This is a genomic window from Euzebya tangerina, assembly GCF_003074135.1.
Classification (GTDB): domain Bacteria; phylum Actinomycetota; class Nitriliruptoria; order Euzebyales; family Euzebyaceae; genus Euzebya; species Euzebya tangerina.
In genome coordinates this window covers 313,474-336,032 of sequence record NZ_PPDK01000002.1, presented here as the reverse complement: position 1 = coordinate 336,032, position 22,559 = coordinate 313,474, and the positions used below count along the sequence as shown (strand labels likewise).

General features: G+C 70.4%; 21 protein-coding genes. 4 read left to right on the top strand and 17 right to left on the bottom strand.

From position 1 onward, the window contains the following. Nucleotides 1–6 precede the first annotated feature (6 nt). The 8 genes from pheT to C1746_RS17290 all read right to left on the bottom strand — a co-directional run bounded on the left by pheT (nucleotide 7) and on the right by C1746_RS17290 (nucleotide 7,808). Nucleotides 7–2,421, bottom strand: a complete 2,415-nt coding sequence (gene pheT / locus C1746_RS17325) for a phenylalanine--tRNA ligase subunit beta (RefSeq protein ID WP_116716017.1) — start codon at nucleotides 2,419–2,421, stop codon at nucleotides 7–9. A gap of 32 nt (nucleotides 2,422–2,453) precedes the next feature. Beyond that, a complete protein-coding gene (gene pheS, locus C1746_RS17320; RefSeq protein ID WP_240599040.1) occupies nucleotides 2,454–3,575 on the bottom strand; it encodes a phenylalanine--tRNA ligase subunit alpha in 1,122 nt (373 codons plus the stop codon). A 6-nt stretch (nucleotides 3,576–3,581) separates the two neighbouring features. Then, nucleotides 3,582–4,739 carry a sensor histidine kinase gene (locus C1746_RS17315; protein ID WP_116716016.1) on the bottom strand — a complete coding sequence of 386 codons (1,158 nt, stop codon included), beginning with the start codon at nucleotides 4,737–4,739 and terminating at the stop codon, nucleotides 3,582–3,584. A gap of 64 nt (nucleotides 4,740–4,803) precedes the next feature. Further along, complete coding sequence (locus C1746_RS17310; protein ID WP_116716015.1) at nucleotides 4,804–5,661, bottom strand: TrmH family RNA methyltransferase; 858 nt, start codon at nucleotides 5,659–5,661, stop codon at nucleotides 4,804–4,806. 10 nt (nucleotides 5,662–5,671) lie between these two features. Continuing rightward, nucleotides 5,672–6,025: a 50S ribosomal protein L20 gene (rplT, locus tag C1746_RS17305; protein WP_116716014.1), complete on the bottom strand. Its 354-nt coding sequence runs from the start codon at nucleotides 6,023–6,025 to the stop codon at nucleotides 5,672–5,674. 48 nt (nucleotides 6,026–6,073) lie between these two features. Next, complete coding sequence (rpmI, locus tag C1746_RS17300) at nucleotides 6,074–6,271, bottom strand: 50S ribosomal protein L35 (protein WP_116716013.1); 198 nt, start codon at nucleotides 6,269–6,271, stop codon at nucleotides 6,074–6,076. A 263-nt stretch (nucleotides 6,272–6,534) separates the two neighbouring features. Then, nucleotides 6,535–6,999, bottom strand: a complete 465-nt coding sequence (locus tag C1746_RS17295) for a hypothetical protein (RefSeq protein ID WP_116716012.1) — start codon at nucleotides 6,997–6,999, stop codon at nucleotides 6,535–6,537. A gap of 11 nt (nucleotides 7,000–7,010) precedes the next feature. Further along, nucleotides 7,011–7,808, bottom strand: a complete 798-nt coding sequence (locus C1746_RS17290) for a prepilin peptidase (protein WP_116716216.1) — start codon at nucleotides 7,806–7,808, stop codon at nucleotides 7,011–7,013. A 65-nt stretch (nucleotides 7,809–7,873) separates the two neighbouring features. Between C1746_RS17290 and C1746_RS17285 the strand changes: the two genes are divergently transcribed. Genes C1746_RS17285 through C1746_RS17270 form a run of 4 tightly spaced genes read left to right on the top strand, consistent with a single transcriptional unit; the run spans nucleotide 7,874 to nucleotide 13,500 of the window. After that, nucleotides 7,874–9,007, top strand: a complete 1,134-nt coding sequence (locus C1746_RS17285) for an acyl-CoA dehydrogenase family protein (RefSeq protein WP_162867889.1) — start codon at nucleotides 7,874–7,876, stop codon at nucleotides 9,005–9,007. Continuing rightward, nucleotides 9,004–10,119: an alpha/beta hydrolase gene (locus C1746_RS17280; protein WP_162867888.1), complete on the top strand. Its 1,116-nt coding sequence runs from the start codon at nucleotides 9,004–9,006 to the stop codon at nucleotides 10,117–10,119. Before C1746_RS17285 ends, C1746_RS17280 begins: the two co-directional genes overlap by 4 nt. Then, on the top strand, nucleotides 10,116–11,981 hold the full coding sequence (locus C1746_RS17275) for an ABC transporter ATP-binding protein (RefSeq protein ID WP_116716009.1): 1,866 nt from the start codon (nucleotides 10,116–10,118) through the stop codon (nucleotides 11,979–11,981). Before C1746_RS17280 ends, C1746_RS17275 begins: the two co-directional genes overlap by 4 nt. A 19-nt stretch (nucleotides 11,982–12,000) precedes the next feature. Next, nucleotides 12,001–13,500, top strand: a complete 1,500-nt coding sequence (locus C1746_RS17270; RefSeq protein WP_116716008.1) for an aldehyde dehydrogenase family protein — start codon at nucleotides 12,001–12,003, stop codon at nucleotides 13,498–13,500. 10 nt (nucleotides 13,501–13,510) lie between these two features. Here the strand turns inward: C1746_RS17270 and C1746_RS17265 are convergent, their stop codons facing one another. From C1746_RS17265 to def, 9 genes are all read right to left on the bottom strand, one after another. Next, nucleotides 13,511–13,804: a chorismate mutase gene (locus C1746_RS17265; RefSeq protein WP_205711962.1), complete on the bottom strand. Its 294-nt coding sequence runs from the start codon at nucleotides 13,802–13,804 to the stop codon at nucleotides 13,511–13,513. After that, nucleotides 13,749–16,298, bottom strand: coding sequence for a class I SAM-dependent methyltransferase (locus C1746_RS17260; protein WP_116716007.1), 2,550 nt, complete (start codon nucleotides 16,296–16,298; stop codon nucleotides 13,749–13,751). Before C1746_RS17260 ends, C1746_RS17265 begins: the two co-directional genes overlap by 56 nt. A gap of 80 nt (nucleotides 16,299–16,378) precedes the next feature. After that, nucleotides 16,379–16,837 carry a 6,7-dimethyl-8-ribityllumazine synthase gene (gene ribH, locus C1746_RS17255; RefSeq protein ID WP_116716006.1) on the bottom strand — a complete coding sequence of 153 codons (459 nt, stop codon included), beginning with the start codon at nucleotides 16,835–16,837 and terminating at the stop codon, nucleotides 16,379–16,381. Further along, the gene (locus tag C1746_RS17250) at nucleotides 16,824–18,080 is read right to left on the bottom strand and encodes a bifunctional 3,4-dihydroxy-2-butanone-4-phosphate synthase/GTP cyclohydrolase II (protein ID WP_116716005.1); all 1,257 of its coding nucleotides are present in this window, start codon (nucleotides 18,078–18,080) and stop codon (nucleotides 16,824–16,826) included. Before C1746_RS17250 ends, ribH begins: the two co-directional genes overlap by 14 nt. Further along, nucleotides 18,077–18,709, bottom strand: coding sequence for a riboflavin synthase (locus tag C1746_RS17245; protein ID WP_116716004.1), 633 nt, complete (start codon nucleotides 18,707–18,709; stop codon nucleotides 18,077–18,079). Before C1746_RS17245 ends, C1746_RS17250 begins: the two co-directional genes overlap by 4 nt. A 10-nt stretch (nucleotides 18,710–18,719) precedes the next feature. Further along, the gene (gene ribD / locus C1746_RS17240; protein WP_205711961.1) at nucleotides 18,720–19,763 is read right to left on the bottom strand and encodes a bifunctional diaminohydroxyphosphoribosylaminopyrimidine deaminase/5-amino-6-(5-phosphoribosylamino)uracil reductase RibD; all 1,044 of its coding nucleotides are present in this window, start codon (nucleotides 19,761–19,763) and stop codon (nucleotides 18,720–18,722) included. Next, entirely contained in the window at nucleotides 19,760–21,109 is a 1,350-nt protein-coding gene (rsmB, locus tag C1746_RS17235) for a 16S rRNA (cytosine(967)-C(5))-methyltransferase RsmB (protein ID WP_116716003.1), read from the bottom strand. Before rsmB ends, ribD begins: the two co-directional genes overlap by 4 nt. Then, nucleotides 21,106–22,029 (bottom strand): methionyl-tRNA formyltransferase, encoded by a 924-nt coding sequence (fmt, locus tag C1746_RS17230; RefSeq protein WP_116716002.1) that lies wholly within the window; start codon nucleotides 22,027–22,029, stop codon nucleotides 21,106–21,108. The genes rsmB and fmt overlap by 4 nt, the downstream gene beginning before the upstream one ends. After that, the gene (gene def, locus C1746_RS17225; RefSeq protein WP_116716001.1) at nucleotides 22,026–22,553 is read right to left on the bottom strand and encodes a peptide deformylase; all 528 of its coding nucleotides are present in this window, start codon (nucleotides 22,551–22,553) and stop codon (nucleotides 22,026–22,028) included. The genes fmt and def overlap by 4 nt, the downstream gene beginning before the upstream one ends. Between the last annotated feature and the right edge of the window lie 6 nt (nucleotides 22,554–22,559).

Below are 22,559 nucleotides of genomic sequence, written 5' to 3'. Positions count from 1 at the left end.
GTAGCGCTAGCGACGGAGTTGGCCGCCCAGCTCCTCGATTGCCGTGGCGATCCGCTCGATGGCGGCCGCCTCATCGGTGTCGGTCAGCTGGGTTCCCCGGTCCTCGAGCACCAGACTGAAGGCCAGGGACTTCTTGCCCTCGCCCAGCTGCTCCCCCTGGAAGACGTCGAACAGCTCGATGCTCGCCAAGCCCTCACCCGCTGCATCTGCCACCGCGGCGGCGACACGGTCGTGGGGCACGGACTCGTCGACGAGCGCCGCCACATCGAAGTGGAGGCCCGGAAGCGGCGAGGGGACCGTGGCCTCGGAGGTCCTGATCCCGTCTGACGTGATGACGTCCAACTGCAGCTCTGCGGCCACGGTGCGCGCTGGCACCTCGTAGGCCGCGCACACACGTGGGTGCAGCTCGCCGACCACCCCGACCCGGGTGTCACCGAACCAGACGGTGGCCGCCCGACCGGGATGGAACGGCATCTCCGTGGTGCGTTCGACCCGCAGATCAGCCGCTCCGATCGTGCGCCGCACCAACTCCACGGCACCCATCACGTCGGCGAAGTCGACCGGCCGCGCCGCCGCGTCATGCCGGCGTCGCTCGAACGCGCCACACGCGATCAGCCCGAGATGGTCTGGCTCGGCGGGCAACTGGACGTCGTCGACGCCCGCATCGAGCGAAGGATGCTCCGCACTCGGCGGGACGAAGACGTGACCGGTCTCGAACAGCGCCACATCGCTGTTCTGACGATTGACGTTGCGCCGGACGGTGGCCAGCAGACCCGGCAACAGCGTGGTGCGGAGGACGGACTCCTCCTTCGACAGCGGGTTGACCAGCTTGATGGTCTGCCGCCGCGGGTCGTCCTCGGCCAATCCCAGATCGCTCAGGTCGTCGTCGGCGATGAACGGGTACTGCAGCACCTCCGTCCAGCCGGCCCCGGCCAGACCCCGACGGATGGCCAGCGCGGCGAGGTCGGCGTCGCTGCGACGACCTGACTGCCCGGTGGAGGGCACCGTGGGCTCGATCCGGTCGTACCCGTAGAGGCGGGCGATCTCCTCGCTCAGATCCTCCTCGATCAGCAGGTCGGGACGGTACGGCGGCGGCTTGACGGTGCGCACCTCACCGTCACCGGAGACCGTGCAGCCGATCGTGGTCAGCAGCGCGCTCTGCTCGTCCGCGTCGATGTCGATGCCGAGGAGGGACCGCACGCGGCTGGTCCGCAGCTCGATCCTCGGTCGGTGATCCGGTATGGGGTGGAGGTCGTGGCCGCCGGTGACCGTGCCGCCGGCCCACAGCGTGATGAGCTCGCTGACCCGCGACGCCCCGACGGGCAGCCACTGGGCGGATACGGTCCGCTCGAACCGCTGGCGGGCTTCGGTGTGCAGACGGTGCCGACGACCGGTTCGCAGCACCTCCACGGGGTTCCACGCCGCCACCTCGACGTACAGATCCGTGGTCTCGGGGTTGATCTCGGCGACCTCCCCGCCCATGACACCGGCCAGGCCGATCGCACCGCTCTCGTCGGCGATGACGACGTCCTCGGGATCCAGCTGCCGGTCGGTGCCATCGAGTGTCCGGAGCACCTCGCCCCGGAGGGCCCGCCGGACCGTGATGTCGCCGGTCAGCAGCGCGCGGTCGTAGGCATGGACGGGGTAGCCGGTCTCGAGCATGGCGTAGTTCGTCGCGTCCACGACGTTGGAGATGGGTCGCATCCCGACCAGGTTCAGCCGCTTCTGGATCAGCGGTGGCGCCGGAGCCACGCTGATCCCCGCGATGCTGCGGCCATCCCAGCGCCGACACCGCGTCGCGTCCTCGATGGTCACGCCAACGCCCGGGTCGCCCCCGGGGTTGCCGGCCAGCTCCGGTATGGTCAGCTCGGCGCCGGTGAGCGCTGCCAGGTCTCGGGCCAGACCCCAGATCGAGGCGCCGTAGCCCCGGTCGGGCGTGAGGTCGATGTCGATGACGGCCTCATCCAGGTCCAGCCAGGTGGCGACGTCGGCGCCGATGGGGGCATCGGGACCGAGCAGCCAGATTCCAGAGTGATCATCTCCCACCCCGAGCTCGCGAGGGCTGGCGAGCATGCCATTGCTGGTGACCCCCATGAGCTTCTTCGCGCCGATCTCGATGCCACCGGGCAGCGTCGAACCGGGAAGAGCCGCCGGGACCCGGTCGCCGACGCTGAAGTTGCTGGCGCCGCAGACGATCTCCCAGCTGTGCTGACCATCGGTGGCGTGGACCAGTGACAGCTTGTCGGACTTCGGGACGGGTTCGATCGCCTCGACCTCGACGACCGTGAGGCCCTTGGCGCCGGCGGTCGGCCGGTCGACCGAGTCGACCTCCAGGCCACCGATCGTCAGCACGTCAGCCAATTCCTCGGGGGTCAGCGCCAACTCGACGTACTCGTACAGCCAGGAAACAGGTACACGCATGGTTCGACCTACAGGTTCGGCCCGGGCGGGCCCTAGAAGGAGGAGAGGAGGCGGACGTCGTTGTCCGCGAAGAGTCGGAGGTCGGGGATGCCGTAGCGGACCATGGCGGTCCGCTCGATCCCGACCCCGAACGCGAACCCCTGAACCTCCTCAGGGTCGTAGCCACCCGCGCGGAGCACGTTGGGGTGCACCATCCCCGAGCCGAGCAACTCCATCCAGCCGCCCTTCCCGCTGGCGTCGACGACCCAGGCGTCGAGCTCGGCAGAGGGCTCCGTGAAGGGGAAGTAGTGCGGCCTGAACCGGGTCTTCACCTCGTCGCCGAGCATGGCCTTGGCGAACGCGTCGAGAGTCCCGTACAGGTTCGACAGCGACAGGTCGGTGTCGACGGCCAGACCCTCGATCTGGTGGAAGACCGGGAGGTGGGTGGCGTCCGGCGTGTCCTGCCGGTACACGCGCCCGGGTATCGCCACGTACACCGGTGGCTCACGGTCGAGCATGGTCCGCACCTGCATGGGCGAGGTCTGCGTGCGCAGCAGCAGGCCGGTCGTCCCGTCCTCACGGACCGCGGCCTGGTCGGGGTCGATCGGCTCACCGTCGTGCAGGCCCGAAACGTAGATGGTGTCCTGCAGGGTCCGCGCAGGATGATCCATGACGGTGTTGAGGGCGTCGAAGTTGAACCAGTCCGACTCAACCTCGGGGCCGGTGACCACCTCGTACCCCAGCCCCACGAACACGTCGAGGATGTCCTCGAGGGTCTGCCGCAGGGGGTGCAGCGAACCGCGCTTGGGCAGCCGCGGCGGGAGGGACACGTCGATCTGCTCCGACGCCAGGATCCGCTCGTCACGGGCCAACTCGAGGGTGTCGCGCCGCGCGGCCTCCGCCTGGGCGAAGGCGCCGCTGACCCGGCCATAGGCCTGGCCGACGGTCTTGCGCTCGTCCGGCTCCAGCCCACCCAGCTGGCGCTTGACCTGTGCGATCAGACCCTTCTTGCCGAGGTAGGCGCTCTGGACCTCGTCGAGTGCCTCCAAGCTCTCGGCCGCCTCGACGGCCGCGATCGCCTGTGCCTCGAGCTCCGCGAGTTCCTCCGTCAGCGCAAAGGCCCTGCTGTCCCGGCCGTCCTGGGCGGGTGGGGCGCTTGCTGGGTTCGGAGTCACGGGGAGTCAGCTTTCGCGGTGGGTGGTGCTGGTGTTGGTGGTGGTGCTGGTCTTGGTGGTGGACGCGCGGAGGGCGTGGAAGTCGATGCCCGACAGCTCCAGGCCTCCCTGGGGGAGGGTGAAGCGGAACACCGATCCCTCATCCTCGCCGTCCTCTGCCCAGATTTCACCGCCGTGTGCCTCGACCAGGCCCTTGGTGATGTACAAACCCAGGCCGGTCCCCTGCCGCTTCTCGCCAGGCCGGCGGAAGAACTTGGTGAAGATGGCGGTCCGGAACTCCGGCTCGATGCCGGGGCCGCGGTCGGCGACGGTGACCTGCACCGTGTCCTGTCCGGTGGTCACATCGATCAGGATCTCGTCGTCGGTGTACTTGACGGCGTTCTCGACCAGGTTGGTGAGGACCTGGTCCAGCCGGTCCGGATCGGCGTACAGCTCGGGCGGGTTGTCGTGGGACACCGTGATCGTGCGGCCCTGTCCGGCGCCGGCCTGGATGCCGTTGACCACCCGGGGCACCAGGACGTCGAGTCGCACCATCTGTCGCCGCAGAGCCAGCCGCCCGGCATCGATGCGCGAGACAGCCAACAGCTCCCCCAGCAGGCGGGTGACCCGATCGGCGTCCTCGTTGACCGTGGCGAGCATCTGCCGTCGCTGGTCGTCGCTGAAGCGGTCCCACTTCGACAGCAGGGTCTTGGTGAAGCCCTTGACGCTGGTCAGCGGGGCCCGGAGCTCGTGGGAGACCGTTGACACGAGGTCTGAGCGGGCCACGTCCCGGCGTCGACGCGCGTCGGCCCGGCGCAGCACCATGAGCAGGCCGCCGGGCACCGCATCGCCGCGGAGGCGGCTGGCGGTGACCGCCACCACGTGGGTGGTCCGGTCACGGCGCAGCACGAGTTCCTGCTCGGCCATCCGGCGGATCAGCGTGGGATCGGTCCCGAGCGGATCCGTGTCCCACCAGTCCAGGTCGTCGGCCGTGCGCAGGTCGATCACCTCCCGTGCGGGCTGCCCGAGGAGATCAGTGGTCCGGAGCAGCCGCCACAACATGGGGTTGGCCCAGACGAGCACACCATCGGCGTCGACCACGGCCGCTGCATCAGGTAGCTCATCCAGCCCGGAGAACGAGCCGGCGATGATCGGCTGGGCGGAGGGCGAGGGGGCGGTGGGCACGTCCAGACTCCGGGAGGGTGGTCCAGTCAAGATGGAACGTCGAGCGGAATCGCAGGATGGGACACTAGCGGTGGCTGCGAGCGCCGTGGACGGCGTAGGCCATGACGGCGGCGGCGGCGGCCAGGTTGAGGCTCTCGGCGTGCCCCGTGTGGCCGGGTCGACGTGGCCGGGCGATCGGCAGGTGGACCGAGACCGTACACCGCGAGAGCACCGTGCTGGAGATGCCAGCGGCCTCACCACCGAAGACCAGCGCGGTCGGTCGGCTCAGATCCTGGGTTCCCAATGCGACGGAGGCGTGCACGTCGGCGGCGAGCAGCTGCAGGCCGGCTTCGGAGACGTCGTTCAGCTGCTCGGCCTCGATCCCGGTGAGCACCGGGAGGTGGAACAGCGATCCGGTGGAGGCTCGGACGGCCTTGGGGTTGAACGGATCGACCGCGCCGCGGAGGAACACCACCCCGTCGGCGCCAGCGGCATCGGCGCTGCGGATGATCGCGCCGGCGTTGCCAGGGTCGCTGACGCCGTCCAGCACGACCACGAAGGTGGCGTGGGACAGCAGATCGTCGAGGTCGGGGGCGGGGACCGGCGCGACCCCGACCAGGCCCTGGGGTGTCACGGTGTCGGCCAGAACCCGGAGAACCTCCGGCGTGACCACACGAAGGTGGACGCCACCGTCGACAGCCGCCTGCACCATCGGGGTGTGGGTGTCGACGGCTTCAGGTGTGGCGAACAACTCGGTGAGGCGGTCAAGACCCTCGCCGACGGCCTGCGGGCCCTCGACGAGGAAGGCGCCCGCGTCACGCCGACCCTTCCGACTGGCCAGCCGCGCGGCGGCGGCCACCTTGGGGTTCGCCGTTGAGGTGATCGCGGGCTCGTGGCTGATGTGTCGGCTCCCACGAGCCGGTAGCTCGAGGCTCCTGCTCATCGCGGATCCGCTACAGCGCCGCCTTCGCGGTGGCGACGAGGGCCGAGAAGGCCTTGGGGTCGTGCACGGCGAGATCGGCCAGCACCTTGCGGTCCAGCTCGACCTCGGCCTGCTTCAGCCCGTGCATGAAGCGGCTGTAGGACAGACCGTCCTGGCGGGCCGCTGCATTGATGCGGGTGATCCAGAGCCGGCGGAAGTCGCGCTTCTTCGCCCGACGGTCGCGGGTTGCGTACCGGTCGGCGTGCAGAACGGACTCGTTGGCGATGCGGTACCGGCGGCTCCGGGCGCCGCGGAAGCCCTTGGCGCGAGCCAGGACCGTCCGCCGCTGCTTCCGGGCGTGTACACCGCGCTTGACGCGTGCCATGTGGGGTCTCCTCTTCTTCTTCTACATCGTCGATGCGGCGTCGGCCGGCTACTGGCCGAGCATCCGCTTGATGTTCCGGGCTTCCTTGGCCGAGCTCAGCGCCTCGTCGCGACGCAGGCGCAGCTTGCGACGCTGGGGCTTGTGCTCAGCCAGGTGGTTGCGGTTCTGCCGACGGTGCATGACCTTGCCGGTTCGGGTCACGCGGAAGCGGTCCTTGCTGCCGGAGTGGGTCTTCTGCTTGGGCATGGTGTGGCTCCTGGGAAGCGCTGCTGATGGGAACGCCGTGGTGGGACGCGGCGGGTGGTCCGGATGGCGGCTGTTGGTGCCGTCAGACAACAGTGGCCGCTGCGGGAGGCAGCGGCCAGTCACACGTCAACGGGGCCAGAGTGCTGGCCGAGGTCGGGGCGGTGATGGACCTGATCGGGTCAGCCCGGCAGGTGGGGATGCTGCTCCCACTTCATGTGGACGCCACAGCGTACGTGGAGTTCTGGGCGCCCGCTACGCGCCGGCTAGCCGTCCCGCCCGGGGATCCAGAGCTTGTCGGTCTGCTTCTTCTCCGCGGCCGGTGGGCTGGACGGCTGCTGCAGCGGCGACGCCGGTGGGGTGGTGGACGAATCGGTGGTGCGGTCAGCGGATGCCGCGGCCGACGACGGGTCAGCCGAGCCGTCGTCCCCCTCGGATGAGGCCCCCTCCTTCGCCATCTGCTGCTCGACCTGGACCTGGGCCATCTGCAACTGGGCGACGGCGGTCTGCAGCTGGCCTTCGGCCTCACCCAGCTTGCCGGCGCCGATCTGCACAAGGGCACCCATCGAGTCGATCAGGATCCGGGCGTCTGGCCGGCCCAACTTGGCCTCGGCACCGGTGGCCAACATGCCGATGGCCTGGACGAGCAGCTCGTGCAGCGGTGCCTCACGCAGCTGGGCGTAGTACGCCTCGATCTCTTCCTGGGTGGGCTGTGCGGTTGGGTCGCTCATGGCGGTCGAGTCTAGAGGCCGACGGCGGAGGTGTAGGCCTCGACCAGCGCCGGGCCGATCAGGATGCCGACGAACGCACCCACGGACAGGAACGGTCCGAACGGCACCTTGTCCTTGCGGGATCGGTCGGTGAGCGCCAGTAGCGCCACGGAGACCAGCGAGCCCACGAGGAAGGCCCCGAAGATGCCGATGAGCACACTGCCAAGGCTGACATAGCCCAGACCCAGCCCCAGGAAGGCGGCGTACTTGACGTCCCCGAAGCCCATCCCTCCGGGCTTGATGAGCGCCAGGATCAGCAGGAAGACGAAGGCGCCGGCACCCCCCGCGACGGCGGTCAGCGCCCGACCGGGCTCACCGTTGAGGACGGCGGCGCTGACGAGCAGCACCGCCAGGGCCGGGGTCAGCGTGTAGGTGATCGCATTGGGGATGCGTCGGGTCTCGACGTCGATCACGGAGACGATGAGCAGAACCCAGACGAACAGCAGCATGCCGGGCAGGACCCAGAAGTCCGGCGGGTCGGCGCTGGCGAAGACGTAGCCCGTGAGGGCGAACAGCGCCGCGGAGGCCAGCTCGACGATCGGGTACCGGACGCTGATCGGCTCGCCGCAGTTCCGGCACCGTCCACGCAGCACCAGCCAGGACAGGACCGGTATGTTGTCGCGGGGGGTGATCGAGTTGCCACATCCCGGGCAGGCCGAGGGTGGGCTGACGACGCTCTGTCCCTCCGGCACCCGATGGATGACCACGTTGCCGAAGGACCCGAAGAGCAGCCCGAACACGCCACAGATCACCGCGGTCAGGACAGCCATGGTCGCCAATGATGCCCGGTCTCCGCCGGACGATGGGGCATCGGCGCGATAGAACTACCGTGAACATGCTCTCCCCTGCGCTGGACGCCACGATCCGAGATCGCTCGCGGGAGTTCGAGCAAGCCCGCCGGTTGCCGGACGACATCGCAGCCGCGCTGACCAGCGAGGGGGCGTTCGCGAGTTGGATCCCGCAGGTCTACGGCGGGGAGCAGGTCAGCGCCCAAGCCGGTCTGGACCACATCACGGCGGTCGCGGAGGCCGACGGGGCCGTGGGCTGGTGTGTGATGATCGCCCTGACGACGTCGCTGACGGCGTACTTCCTGCCGGATCGATACGGCAAGGAGATCTTCCACGCACGGGCGGTCACCGGCGGGTTCGCGGCGCCGGCGGGCACGGCCGTGGTGGTGGAGGGGGGTCTGCGGGTCAGCGGCCGGTGGGCCTGGGGGTCGGGCACCAGTCACTGCACGACCATCGGTGGGCGAGTGCGCCTGGTCGACCAGACCGGTGCGACCGCGCCCAGGTCGGACGGGCTCGTGGCTCCGTTCGTCTTCTTCGACCGCGAGGACGTCGAGCTTCTGGACACCTGGCACACGGCCGGCCTGGCCGGCACCGGGTCCACGGACTACCGGGTGGAGCGAGCCTTCGTCCCGGAGGGTCGTTGGGTGCAGCTCGGGACCGCCGCACCGGTGATCCAGGCGCCGCTGGCGCAGTTCCCGCTGTTCGGACTGCTGGCCCTCGGCGTGGCAGCCGTGAGCATCGGGATAACCCGTCGTGCGCTGACCGAGACGACGGCGTTGGCCGCCGACAAGCGGCCGCAGGGCTCGGGACGGACGTTGGCGGAGCGTGCCGAGACCCAGGCCACCGTGTCCCGCGCCGAGGCGACGGTTCGATCGGCAGCCGCGTTCATGGCCGACGTGACGGGGCAGGCGTGGGAGACCGCTGCCGCCGGCGATCCGCTGTCCCTCGAGCACCGCCGCGGACTTCGGCTGGCGGCCACGGATGCCACCGCCCGATGTGCCGCGGCGGTCCGGGACCTGCATCTGGTGGCTGGCGGCGTCGACGTGTACCTGACCTCCCCCATCCAGCGCTGCTTCCGCGACATCCACGTTGCCACACAACACGCAATGACGTCGGCTCGGACCTACGAGCTGGTGGGGCGGCTTGCCCTGGGGTTGGACACCGACACGAGGCAACTGTGAGGCGAGCCCGGTCCTCCTCGGCGGAGGACCTGATCAGGGGCGGGGTGGCACTGGGCGCCAGCGCGGTCGGAGCCCTGGCCCTGCGAGCCGGCGTCCGGCACCTGCATCAGGCGGCACTGCCCAGCCGCCCGCTCCCCCGACCGACGGGTGCGCATCGGGTCGGAACCCGGACGGTGGTCCTGGACGATCGACGTCGCCTGCCGGTGCAGATCTGGTATCCGGCGGAGGAGGCCGACGGCGGTCAACGACATGCGGCCGCCGCACCGCTGTTCCCCGCAGGGCGGGGGGCGGCCAAGGCCATCGCGCTCTCCTACCCGGTCCCAGCGCCGCTGCTCGGACGGCTGGCGGCGCAGCGAGGGCACGCGGTCGCGGATCTGGACTACCGGGTCGATGTCCGCGGCGTGGTCGTGCTCAGCCACGGCTGGATGGGCTTCCGGGCCATCCACGCGGACCTGGCCGAGCAGTTGGCCAGCGAGGGCTGGGTGGTCCTCGCCGCCGACCACGTCGGTGGGGCGTTGGTGTCGCAGTACCCCGGCGGTGCGGTGGTCGGGTTGGAGCCCGACCTGATGCCCTCCGCCGAGGATCCGGGCTACGGACCGGGCGTGCGGTACCTGGTGCAGCGGTTCGCTGAGGACATCACCTCCGTGATCGGGGCGATGTCGGTCGGTGCCATCGACGAGTGCGTGCCGGTCGTCGAGCAGGTCTGGGTGGTGGGGCAGTCCACGGGTGGTGGCGCCGCGATCCTGGCCGCCACGCGCGGATCGAGCATCGCCGGTGTGATCGGCCTGGACCCGTGGGTGGAGCCGGTGCCTGCGGCCGCCCGCACCGATCTGGCCGTCCCCCTCATCGCCCTCCGCAGCGGTGCGTGGATCGGCAATCGCAACGATGGCCTGCTGGAGCGCATGATGGCCGATGGCGCAGACGTCCGACTGCGCGCCATCCCCGAGGCCGGGCACACCGACCTGACCGGCCTGGGGTATCTGTTCCCGGCACTGCGGGCGACCCCGCTGCTGCGGTGCGGCCCCGAGGTGTGCCATGACAACGCACTGCTGGCCTTCGCGGACCTCGTCGGAACGCGCACCGGACACCGACGTGAGGAGACCGGCCCATGAACCGAACCCGAGACCGAGGCCTGCTGAAGCGGGTCGTGGCTGCCTTCAGCCCGTACCGCGGGCCCATCGCCATCGTCGTCGGGCTGATCCTGGTCACGGCGGCCATCGGTGTGGTGAACCCCCTGCTCGTCCGGGTGGTCTTCGACGACGCCCTCTTCGTCGATGGTGGGCCGGACTTCACGCTGCTGTGGCAGCTGGGGGCGATCATGACGGTACTGCCGTTGGTCGGAGCCGGCCTCTCGGTGTACCAGACCTACGTCACCAACACCGTCGGGCAGCGGGTGATGCAGGACCTCCGCAACAGCCTCTACGCCCACCTGCAGGGCATGCCGTTGCGGTTCTTCACCGCCACCCGGACCGGTGAGATCCAGTCCCGCCTGGCCAACGACGTCGGCGGAGTCCAGTCGGTGGTGACCGACACCGCCTCGACGCTGCTGTCCAACGCCGTCACCCTGCTCTCGGTGGTGGTGGCCATGACGGTGCTGTCGATCCCCCTGACCCTGCTCAGCCTCGGGATGCTCCCGATCTTCGTGTGGCTCTCACGCCGCGTCGGCACCGCCCGTCGCAAGGTCAGCAAGTCCACGCAGAAGGAACTGGCTGACCTCTCCGCGCGGTCGGAGGAGACGCTCTCCGTCAGCGGCATCCTGCTCTCCAAGACCTTCGGGCAGAGCGAGACGGAGATCGAGCGCTACCGGGCCTCCTCCGAACGGTTGGCGGAGCTGCAGGTGCAGCAGCAGATGATCGGCCGCTCCTTCTTCGCGCTGATCCAGGCGTTCTTCGCGATCACACCCGTGCTGGTGTACGTCGCGGCCGGGTACCTGCTCGAGGGTGACGGGACGTTCGCCGGCCGGGGATTGACCGAGGGGACGGTCGTTGCCTTCACCACGCTGCAGGCCCGGCTGTTCTTCCCGATCGCGCGCACGCTCGAGGTCTCCGTCCAGGTCCAGTCGTCCCTGGCGCTGTTCGAGCGGATCTTCGAGTACCTCGACCTCGAGCAGGACATCGTGGATGCTGATGACGCGAGCGTTCTCGATGACGTCGAGGGGAGGCTGACCTTCGACGACGTGTGGTTCCGCTACGACGGCGACACGGCGGCCGATGACGAGGACGACGGGTGGGCCTTGCGGTCGGTGGTGGCCGAGATCCAGCCGGGCCAGCTGGCGGCGCTGGTCGGGCCGTCGGGAGCCGGGAAGACCACGCTGACGTATCTGCTGCCCCGGCTGTACGACGCCACGCGGGGTGCCGTCATGATCGACGACCACGACGTCAAGGGCATCCGGCTGGACTCGCTGGCCCGCCAGATCGGCATGGTGACCCAGGAGACCCACCTGTTCCACGCCACCATCCGCGAGAACCTGGTGTACGGGCGTCCCCAGGCCACGCAGGCCGAGATCGAGGACGCCTGCCGCTCGGCGTCGATCCTCGGTCGGATCAACGAGCTGCCGGACGGCTTCGAGACGATGGTGGGCGAGCGCGGCTACCGCATGAGCGGCGGGGAGAAGCAGCGGCTGGCCATCGCCCGGGTGGTGATCGCCGACCCGCGGATCCTGGTGCTGGACGAGGCGACGAGTGCCTTGGACACCGTGAGCGAGCGGCTCGTGCAGGAGGCGCTGGAGCGGCTGATGGTGGGCCGGACGACGGTGGCGGTGGCGCACCGGCTGTCCACGATCCTGGCCGCGGACGTGATCTTCGTCGTCGACCGCGGCCGCATCATCGAGCGCGGGACCCACCAGGAGTTGCTGGCCCGTCAGGGCGCCTACGCGGTCCTGTACGCCGAGCAGTTCGGGTCCGGGACCATCGAGGCCCGCTGTGCTGATGGGGTCCGCCTGGCGTCGGGCGACGTGGAGCCCGTGGGCGGGTAGCCCCGATAGCCTTCCTGGCATGCAGCAGCTGGAGAGCCTGACCGCCGGGATGCCCCTCATCGTCGGTGGGGACCGGGTCACCACCGTCCCGCGAGAGGTGGCCGCGGCCTTCGAGCCGGGAGACGCCCTGCTGGTCACGCCCGAGGACGGCCAGGTGCTTCACGTTCCGGCCGCCGAACGGACGGCCGCCCGCACCGCCGTCGACGCCGCCGTGACCGCGTTCGACGCCATGGGCGGCGTCACCGATGACCAGATCTCGCGCTTCTTCGCGGCCTTCGCCGATGCCCTGGCCGACGACGCCACCTTCGCCCCGATCGCCGAGGCCAACGCTGCTGACGTCGAGGCGGCGGGGGCCAAGGGTCGCTCCACGACCCGCCTGGTGCTGGACGAGGCGATGCGGGAGGGGATGATCGAGGGGCTGCGGGGCTGGCAGGCCATGGACAGCGGACGAGGCGACGTCATCGCCACCGTCCCGCACGACGGCTGGCGAGTCGAGCAGGTCCGTGACCGCCTGGGTGTCGTCGCCTTCGTGTTCGAGGGCCGACCGAACGTGTTCGCCGATGCCTGTGGCGTCCTGCGCAGCGGCAACACCGTGGTCTTCCGGATCGGCTCGGACGCCCTCGGCACCGCCCGCGCCATCGTCCAGCACGCCCTGGCCCCGGCGCTGGCCCACGCCGAGCTCCCGCCCGGAGCCGCCTCTCTCGTGGACTCCCCGGGCCGTGCGGCGGGCTACGCGCTGTTCAGCGATACCCGGCTGTCGTTGGCCGTCGCCCGCGGCTCTGGCCGGGCCACCAGGACGCTGGGGGCCGTGGCTCGCCTGGCCGGCATCCCAGCCTCTCTGCACGGCACGGGTGGGGCCTGGATCGTGGCAGGGCCGAGCGCCGACGCGGACGACTTCGGCCAGGCCGTCACCCGGTCGCTCGACCGGAAGGTGTGCAACACCCTGAACACCTGCGTGATCACCGCGGATCGGGCCGACGAGCTGGTCCCGGTGTTCCTCGACGCCATCACCGCTGCCGGCGAGGCCCGCGGCGTTGCGACGAAGCTCCACGTCGAGGTCGACTCGACGGGTCACATCCCGCAGGAGTGGTTCGACCGCTCCGTCCCCATCGCCCGCGCCGGGGGTGAGGTCGTCGAACCCCAGGCCCAGCCCATCGCCTCGACGGATCTCGGGGTGGAGTGGGAGTGGGAGGACTCGCCCGAGATCACCCTCGTCGTGGTTCCGGAAACCGCTGAGGCCATCCGCCTCTTCAATGCCCAGAGCCCCCAGTTCGTGGCCAGCCTGCTGGCAACCGATCCCAGCGAGCACGAGCGGTTCTTCAACCAGATCAACGCCCCCTTCGTCGGCAACGGCCTGACTCGCTGGGTGGACGGCCAGTACGCCCTCTCCACGCCGGAGCTCGGCCTGTCCAACTGGGAGCACGGCCGCCTCTTCGGGCGTGGCGGCATCCTGTCCGGGAACTCGGTCTTCACGGTCCGCACCCGCGCCATCCAGGACCGGCCCGACATCGCGCGCTGACGCGCACGGCTCAGGCCTCGGCGCGGGCGTAGTCCCGGATCACCTCATCGATGATCAGCCGGAGCAGCTTCTCGCTGAACCCGGGATCAAGATCGGCCTCCTCCGCCATGCGCCGCAGCTTGGCGATCTGCACCCGCTCGCGGGCAGGGTCGGCCTTCGGGAGCCCAACCTCCCGCTTGTGCGCACCGACCCTCCGGGTGACCTCGAACCGGTCGGCCATCAACTGGATGAGGGTTTCGTCCAGCACGTCAATGCGCGCGCGCAACTCCGCGAGGATCGGGTCGGGCTGGGATCGGTCGCTCACTGGGCACGATCATGGCACCCCGACGTGATGCCGTCCGCGAAACCGCCAGGACCCGCCCACCGGACAACAGCGGGATGGCGGCCACATCCGAACGCACGACGCCGCCGGCTGCAGCAACCAGACCGGCCACCTCCCGCTCGCTGCGACCGCCCGCTGCCGGCTTGCGACCGACCAGCCGACGAAGCTGCCGCCGCCAGCCCGGCGTCGGCCGGGTGTAGCTGACCAGAACACCCCTCCGACTGACGCGGAGAGCCTCACGCACCGCCGCCACGAGGAGGACGTCGGAGGTGCGATGGACCAGGCGCATCATCACCGCCACGTCCACGGATGCCCCGGGAAGCGGCAACCGCTCCGCATCGGCGATGACCCGCAGACCGCTGGCGTCGCGCGCGAGCATGGCCGCCGACCGGTCGACGCTGATCCGGCGGGCACCAGCCAGCCCTGCCAGAGACGCGAACCGGCCGGTGCCGCCCGCAACGTCCACCCACGACTCCACGAGCGAGGCACCGTGCTGCCGCTCACGCCCCCACCATCGCCGACCTGGGTGCCCGCGGGATGCCCGATCCGTCGCCGGAGCCCCGACGGAACACAACACGGCCAGCGCACGGCGCAGCGCCCGTCTCTCACCGGCCGTGATGGCCCGTCCGATGGGCCCTCGAGCTTCATGGTCGTACTTCGCGGCCCGATCGGTGTGGCCGTACCGTCGACGGGTTTGCTCATCCAGATCTGCGGGGGCTCGGCCCAGACGACCCTCCGCGATGCCCCGATCAAGACGTCGGGCGTACAGCCAGCCGATGGTGTGGACGCCGACGAACCGGACCAGCGCCTGCGCTGGTGTTACGCCGACCCACTCACGACGACGTGCGGTGACGAGGTCTCGGCAGGCCCGTCGGATGTCGGCGAGGCCCGCGACCCGCTCAGCAGCCCCGCGGGGCCGCGTGGCCTGCCAGGTCCGGGCGGCCGCAGGCCAGTCAGGACCGGCAATGAAGGCACGGAGCGGACGGCCCCAGTTGGATAGCAGCAGCGTGGCGATCAGGCGCGCTCGGCAGTCGGCCACGTCGAACAGCGCTGCGGCGCTCGGCGCTCTGTCTGGATCCACGACGGTGATGCTGTCCGGGAGGTCGGCCCCTGGCGATGTGCTCTCGTCGATCAACAGTCCGGTGGCTGCCAGGGCCGGAGAGGGATGGCCGGGCCCCACCATCGCCAGCTGGGTCAGGACCCAGATCGCGACGGCGCCTGGGTCCTCCGGCTCTCGGAGCGGCCGCCACTCGCGCACCTCGATCGCCTCACGTCCGGCCGCACCGACGGGGCCCGGCGCACGAAGCCCGCCGGCCTGCACCTCGGCGTAGGCCTGCTGCTGCCGCTGGCTCGCGGCCGGATCGGGCCGACCACGCCGGTCGAGGGATTGCTTGCAGAACACCTCCTGGTCGCCCAGGCGCCCCACGGCCACGTTCGACCAGGTCCGCTGCTTGACGCTGATGATGTCGACGCGCCGTCCGTCGTCCAGGGTCAGGACCGCTCCCGGGCGCAGGACGGTGTCCCGGCCCGAGGTGCCGAGCAACAGACCACCGACGAGCACACCCTCTGCCAACAGGTCCAGCACCCGCGCTGCCAGGGCCACCGCGGTGGCAGCACCCAGGCCCAGCGGGCCGGTCAGCACCACGGCCATGCCGACATCGCGGATCCCCAGACCGGCTGGCGCGATGGGGGCCAGCCGGCCGGCCACGTTGCCGACCGCGAAGGCGCCGAGCGCTGCCCCGACGGTCGCTGCTGCGCCGGCATCAGCCGCCCCACCGGCTCGGCCCATCGCAAGGACCAGCACCACGAACCCTGCCGCCCTGACCAGGACCGCGCCCAGGTAGCGCAGCAGCTGGGCCCGCAGGAGCGGCGCGGCCGGCAACCGCGCCGATCGGCCGACCACCCGACCGACGATCCGATCCAGGCCCGACCCGACCACGTCGGGGCGCACGATCAGGACCAGAGCCAACGCCGCTGGCGCCACCCCGAGGAGCGGCACCCAGCCGGGGATGGCCCGGCCGGCCAGCGGGCCCAGCCAGGCAGGTGTGGTGACCGCCGTCAGCAGGGTCAGGACGCAAACCGACAGCAGCAGGTCGAGGACGCCGAGGCCGACGCCTGCTCTGACCGTGAGCCCCTCCCGGGTGGCCAGCGCGCCGCGAGCGGCGATGTGCCCGCCGGGCATCAAATAGCGCAAGGGCTGTGCGAGCCCGAAGATGCGCCAACTCGTGGTCCGGGTGGCGCGCGTGCCGGCCAGGCTCAGCTGGTACCAGTTCTCCGCCAGAACCAGGTTGGCGACGGCTGACGATCCAACGACCACGACCAGCACGACCGGCGACAGCCTGCCCAGGGCCGGTGCCACATCGGCCCGCTGGCTCCACCCAACCGCGGCGAGCACGCTGAGGCCGGCAAGCCCGAGGACGGTCCACCACGATGCTCGCGCCGGCAGGGTGACGGCGGGCCACCGAGCGGTTCTCATGAGGCCAGAACGCGCCAGACGGACCATTGGTTCACCCCCGATGTGGTTCGTGGGTCGGCCGGCGTCTCAGAGCCGGCGTCTCAGAGGTCGCGCAGCAGTGTGGTGGTCTCCAGGGCCGCGATCGCCGCCTCCCAGCCCTTGTTGCCGAGCTTCCCGCCCGACCGGTCGGTCGCCTGCTCCCAGGTCTCGGTGGTCAGCACCCCGAACGACATCGGAATGCCGGTCTCGAGCGCGACACGGCCGACGGCGGCGGACTCCCCGGCCACGTAGTCGAAGTGGGCTGTCTGACCCCGCACGACCAGGCCCAGGGCCACCACGGCGTCGATCTCGCCGGCTTCCGCGAGTCGCTTGGCGACCAGGGGGATCTCCCACGCCCCCGGCACCCAGTAGACGTCGATGTTCTCCTCGGCCACCCCGTGCTTGGTGAGGCAACTCGTGGCGCCGTCCACCAGTCGGGTCACCACGGTGTCGTTGAAGCGGCTTGCGATGACGGCGAATCGCAACCCGGTGCCGTCCAGACTTCCCTCATGCACTCGCATCGCTGGCGTCCTCTCCGGCTACGGCTTCCAGTCCGGTCAGAGCGTGCCCCATCCGGTCACGCTTGGTCCGCAGGTAGCGCAGGTTCTCACGGGTTGGGGCCACCTCGATCGGCACGCGCTCGACGATCTCGAGGTCATAACCCTCCAGGCCAGCACGCTTCGCCGGGTTGTTGGTGAGGAGTCGGAGGGTGGACAGGCCGAGGTCGACGAGGATCTGCGCGCCGGTCCCGTAGTCACGCGAGTCGGCCGGGAAGCCCAGCTTGAGGTTGGCGTCGATCGTGTCGTGGCCAGCGTCCTGCAGCTGGTAGGCCTCCAGCTTGTGCATGATGCCGATGCCACGGCCCTCGTGGCCGCGGATGTAGACGATGACCCCCTCCCCCTCCGCGGCGATCTGTCGCATGGCCTCTCGCAGCTGCGGACCGCAGTCGCAGCGCAGCGAGCCGAAGATGTCGCCGGTCAAGCACTCGGAGTGCATCCGGACTAGCACGTTGGGCTTGTTCTCGGGGTTCCCGTAGACCAGCGCGACCTGGTCGAAGGCGTCCATGTCGGAGCTGTACCCGATGGCCCGGAACGTGCCGAACTCCGTTGGGATGTCGGCCTCGGCCTGGCGGTGCACCAGTCGCTCTGAGCGGCGGCGCCAGGCGATCAGTTCAGCGATCGAGATCAGCTTCAGGTCATGTTCGGTGGCGAACTCGATCAGCTCGGGCAGACGAGCCATGTCCGTCTTGTCCTCGTTGACGATCTCGCACAGCACACCGGCCGGCTGCAAGCCAGCCAGACGGGCCAGGTCGATCGCCGCTTCGGTGTGTCCGGCGCGCTTGAGCACCCCGCCCTCGCGGGCTTGGAGCGGCACGATGTGGCCGGGACGGCGCAGGTCGACCGGACGCGTCGCGGGGTCGATCATCGCCTGGATGGTCTTCGCCCGATCGCCGGCGGAGATGCCGGTGGTGGTCCCGTGGCTCGCGTCGACCGTCACCAGGTACGCGGTGCGCAGCGGGTCGGTGTTGTTGTCGACCATGGGCGGCAGGTCGAGCTCCTCGGCCCGCTCCTCGGTGATCGGCACGCAGATGTAGCCCGAGGTGTGGTGGAGGAAGAAGGCGATCGTCTCGGGCGTGGCGGCCTCGGCCGCCATGATCAGATCGCCCTCGTTCTCGCGATCCTCGTCATCGACCACAACAACGATCTCACCTCGCCCGATGGCGGCGATGGCCTCCGGGATCGGCGTGAAACCTGGCTTGCTCATGCGATTGCCTTCTCCTCGGTGAGGCCACGGGTGGCGAGCTGACGCTCGACGTACTTGGCGATGATGTCGACCTCGAGATTGACCCGGTCGCCCACTCGTCGGGCGCCGTGGGTCGTCACCGCCATCGTGTGCGGGATCAGACCGACGGAGAACGTGGCCTCGTCGGCCGCCGTGACCGTCAGCGAGGTTCCGTCGATGGTGATCGATCCCTTCTCGACGACGTAGGGGACCAGCTCCGCGGGAAGCGTGTAGGTGACCGTGGTCCACTCCGGGAACTCGGTGATGTCGAGGATCTCCGAGACACCATCCACGTGGCCCTGGACCATGTGTCCGCCCAGCCGGTCGCCAGCCACCATGGCACGTTCCAAATTGACCGACGATCCCTCCTCGATGTCGCCAAGGGACGTCCGGGCCAACGTCTCCCCCATCATGTCGCAGGCGAAGCCGCCGTCCGGCAGCAGCTCGGTCACTGTGAGGCAGACGCCGTTGACGGCGATCGAGTCGCCGATCGCGGCGTCATCGGTGACGATCTCGCAGCCGATGGTCAGGACGGCACTGCCGCTGCCTGCGGTCTTGTTGACCTCGAGGGCGCGGACCACGCCCACCTCTTCGATCAAACCGGTGAACACGAGAGCTTCCTCATCGTCGGGGGTACGCCGTGAGCACGACGTCGGTGCCCCAAACGGTACTCGCCGCCACAATCATCCGAGGCGCCTGATCGAGGGTGAAACGACCCGGGACAGCCGGCAGGCCCTCACCCAGGATCACACCGCCCAGGTGGACCTCGTAGCGATCCACCAGGCCGGCCGTGATGAAGGCCGAGACGATCGTCGGGCCGCCCTCCACCAGGACGCTGCCGATGCCGAGCGCCCAGAGTTCTTGCAGCACGTCCTCCGGTCGTGTTGCGTCGCTGACCAGCGGCGCCGCTCCGTCATCGGCCTGCATCCGGAGCCGAGCCTCCTTCACCCGACCACGTCGGTCCAGCACGACCCGCAGCGGCTGGGGTCCATCCCAGGTCCGCCCCCCGCCGATGTCCCGGACGGTGAGGGAGGGGTCGTCGGCCAGGGCCGTCTCGCTGCCGACGAGGATGGCGTCCACCTCGGCTCGCAGCCGGTGACCCGCTGCCCGGGCCTGCGGTCCGGTGATCCACTTGGATCTGCCGGCGTGGTCCGCGACGTACCCGTCGAGACTGCTGGCGGTCTTGGCGATGACGAAGGGACGAGCGGTGCGCACGGTGTGGAGGAAGATCTCGTGCTGGCGTGTGGCCCGCTCGACGGCCACGTCCTGATCGACGGCCACACCGGCGTCGACCAACGTGGCGACCCCACCTGCCGCAACCGGGTTGGGGTCTGTCAGCGCGATCACCACCCGTGCGACACCGGCCGCCAGCAGCGCGTCGGTGCAGGGAGGCGTCCGGCCGATGTGGGCACACGGTTCCAGCGTGACGTAGACCGCGGCGCCGCGAGCCGCGGCGCCGGCCTGCTCGAGAGCCACGATCTCGGCGTGCGGCCCCGGCGGCGGCTGCGTCCACCCCTCGCCGACGATCTGCTCCCCCTGCGCGATCACGCAGCCGACGAATGGGTTGGGACTGGTCCGTCCGCGACCACGCTCGCCCAGGTCGAAGGCGCGATCCATCATCGCTCTGTCCAGCGCCGCGTCGCCCGCGGTTCGCTGCTCGCTCACGCGACGGCTCCCGGCTCGGCCGGTCGGCGGAGGACGGCCAGGTACATGCCGTCCCCCTGTTCGGTGTCCGGGGCCAGTTGCCTGCCGTACTCGGTCAGGCTGCCCGACGCATCAGGGTTGGGTGCGGTCTGTCCCGCCCGCTCCAGCACCGCGGTGCCGTCCTCCACGACGGCGGCGACGACCTGATCGGTCTCCGCCACGGTCCAGGTGCACACCGAGTAGACGATCCTGCCGCCCGGCTTGGTCAGGAGCACGGCCGCCCGCAGCAGCCGTTCCTGAACGGCCCGCAGCGCGGTCACGTCAGCCGGGTCCTTGCGCCAGCGCAGCTCAGGACGGCGGCGCACGACACCGAGTCCGGAGCAGGGCGCGTCGACCAACACCAGGTCCGCGCTGGCCTCCGGGAGTCCCGACGCCGCTCCATCGGCGAGGCGGGTCGTGATCGACAGGCCCAGACGAGCCGCCAGCTCCGCGGTTCGGCGCAGCCGACCGGCGTGTCGGTCGACGGCGGTCACGGCGAGCCCGGCCTGGGCCAGATGGGTGGTCTTCCCACCAGGCGCGGCACACAGGTCAACCGCCGTCGCGCCTGCTGGGATCTCGCGGGCCGCGGTCGCACCCACCACCTGCGAGGACTGGTCCTGGACGATGGCCAGCCCCTCGCTGATCACGGCGAGCCGTCCCGGCGGTACCCGCTCCCCCAGGACAACAGCCGTGTCGGTCAGGCTGCCCGCCGATGCGGCGACACCGTCCGCGGCCAGACGGGCCACCACCTCCTCGCGAGGCGCGACGGCACGCAGGATCAGGGGGGCCGTCTCGTTGCCCGCGGCCAGGACGTCGGTCGCGCGGTCGACGCCGAAGCGCTCCCTCGCGAGCTCGACCACCCACGGAGGGTGGGCGGTTGCCAGCGCCACGCCTTCGACGCTGGTCGGGTCGGGCCAGGGCAGGGTGTCGCCCCTGCGGACGACGTTGCGCAGGACACCGTTGACGAACCCCGTGGCCCGGTCGCCCACGGCGTGCCGCGCGACCTCCACCCACGTGTTGACCCCCGCATGCGCCGGCGCCGCCCCGAAGCGCAGCTCCCAGGTGCCCAACCGCAGGATGTGGAGCAGCTCCTGCTGCACCGCGTCCAGCCCGCGGGTGACCAGATGGGCCAGCATCCAGTCCAGCGTGCCCTCCCACCGCAGGGTCGAGAACACCAGGTTGGCCACGTACGCACGGTCCCGGTCGTCCAGGCCGCTGCCGGAGAGCACCCGATCCACGACCGGGGAGGCCCAGGCCTGCTGATCATCGATCTGGAGGAGCGCCGCCAACGCCGCCTGCCTGGTCGCGACCCCGTCGTCCTGCGTCATGTCCCCAGGCGCTCCGGGCGGTAGCCGTTGTTGAAGTCCGCCCCGGTCATCCGGGGCTTGCCTGCTGGCTGCACCTCGAGCAGCCGCACCAGACCCGACCCGCACGCCACCACCGGCTCGCCGGCCTCCTCCCCGACGACGGTTCCCGGTGCGACGGTCGCCTCGCCGAAGACCGGACGGACCCGATGGACCTTCAGCCGTCGCCCGTCCACGGTCGTGTGGGCGCCGGGCATGGGGTTGAAGGCTCGCACGGCCCGGTCGACCTGGACAGCTGCCTGCCCCCAGTCGATCCGAGCGTCCTCCGGCGCGATCTTCGAGGCATAGGTCGCCTGCTCGTGATCCTGTGGGACCGGCTCGAGGGAGCCGTCGACCAGGCCTCGCACGGCGTCGACGAGCGTCTCCGCACCGGCCTCGGCGAGCCGGGTGGTCAGCTCACCACTGGTCTCATCGGCTGCGATCCGGGTCTCGTGGGTCGACAGCACATCGCCGGTGTCCATGCCGGCGTCCAACCGGAAGCACGTCACACCGGTCACCGTGTCACCGGCCAGGATGCTCGCCGGAACGGGTGCGGCGCCCCGCCATGCCGGCAGCAGGGAGAAGTGGAGGTTGACGAAGCCGGCTCCGCCGCGGTCGAGCACCGCCTGGGGCAGGATCGAACCGTAGGCCACGACAGCGCAGGCATCGACGTCCCACACCTCCAGCGAATCGCGCAGGTCACCGGGCCGGTCCGGCTGCCGGACATCGAGCCCCAACTCCACAGCCGCCTGCTTGACCGGTGGTGCGGTCAGCTTGTGGCCGCGGCCCGACGGACGATCGGGGTTGGTCACGACCGCGACGACATCCATGTCGGCCGCGGCCACGAAGGCCCGCAGCGAGGGAACCGCCGGGGCCGGTGTGCCGAAGAAGACGACCCTGATCACACCACAGGATCCTCGGGCGCCACCGGTGGAGGGTTCTCGAGTTCGCCACGACGGATCCGCTTCATCGCGTCCTTCCGGTCGTGCCGCTCCAGGTGCTCGATGAACAGGATCCCGTTCAGGTGGTCGATCTCGTGGGCGATGATGCGGGCCAACAGCCCCTCCCCCTCCATCGAGATGTCCTCGCCGTGCACGTCCTGCGCATCGATGTGGACCTCGAGCGGTCGTTTGGTCGGGTAGAACAGGCCCGGGAACGACAGACAGCCCTCGTCCCCCTCCTGGATGACGTCGCTCTCGAACGTGATCGTCGGGTTGACGACGGCTCCGAAGTCCTCACCCGCCTCCCAGGTGAACAGGCGCTTGAGGATGCCGACCTGATTGGCGGCAAGGCCGGCACCGTTCTGACCGCGCATCGTCTCCAGCATGTCCTCGGCCAACGTGCGCAGACGCTCGTCGAAGCTGGTGACCTCACCGGCGCGCTGGCGCAGGACGGGGTCACCGAACAGTCGGATGGGGAGTCGGGCCACAGGTGC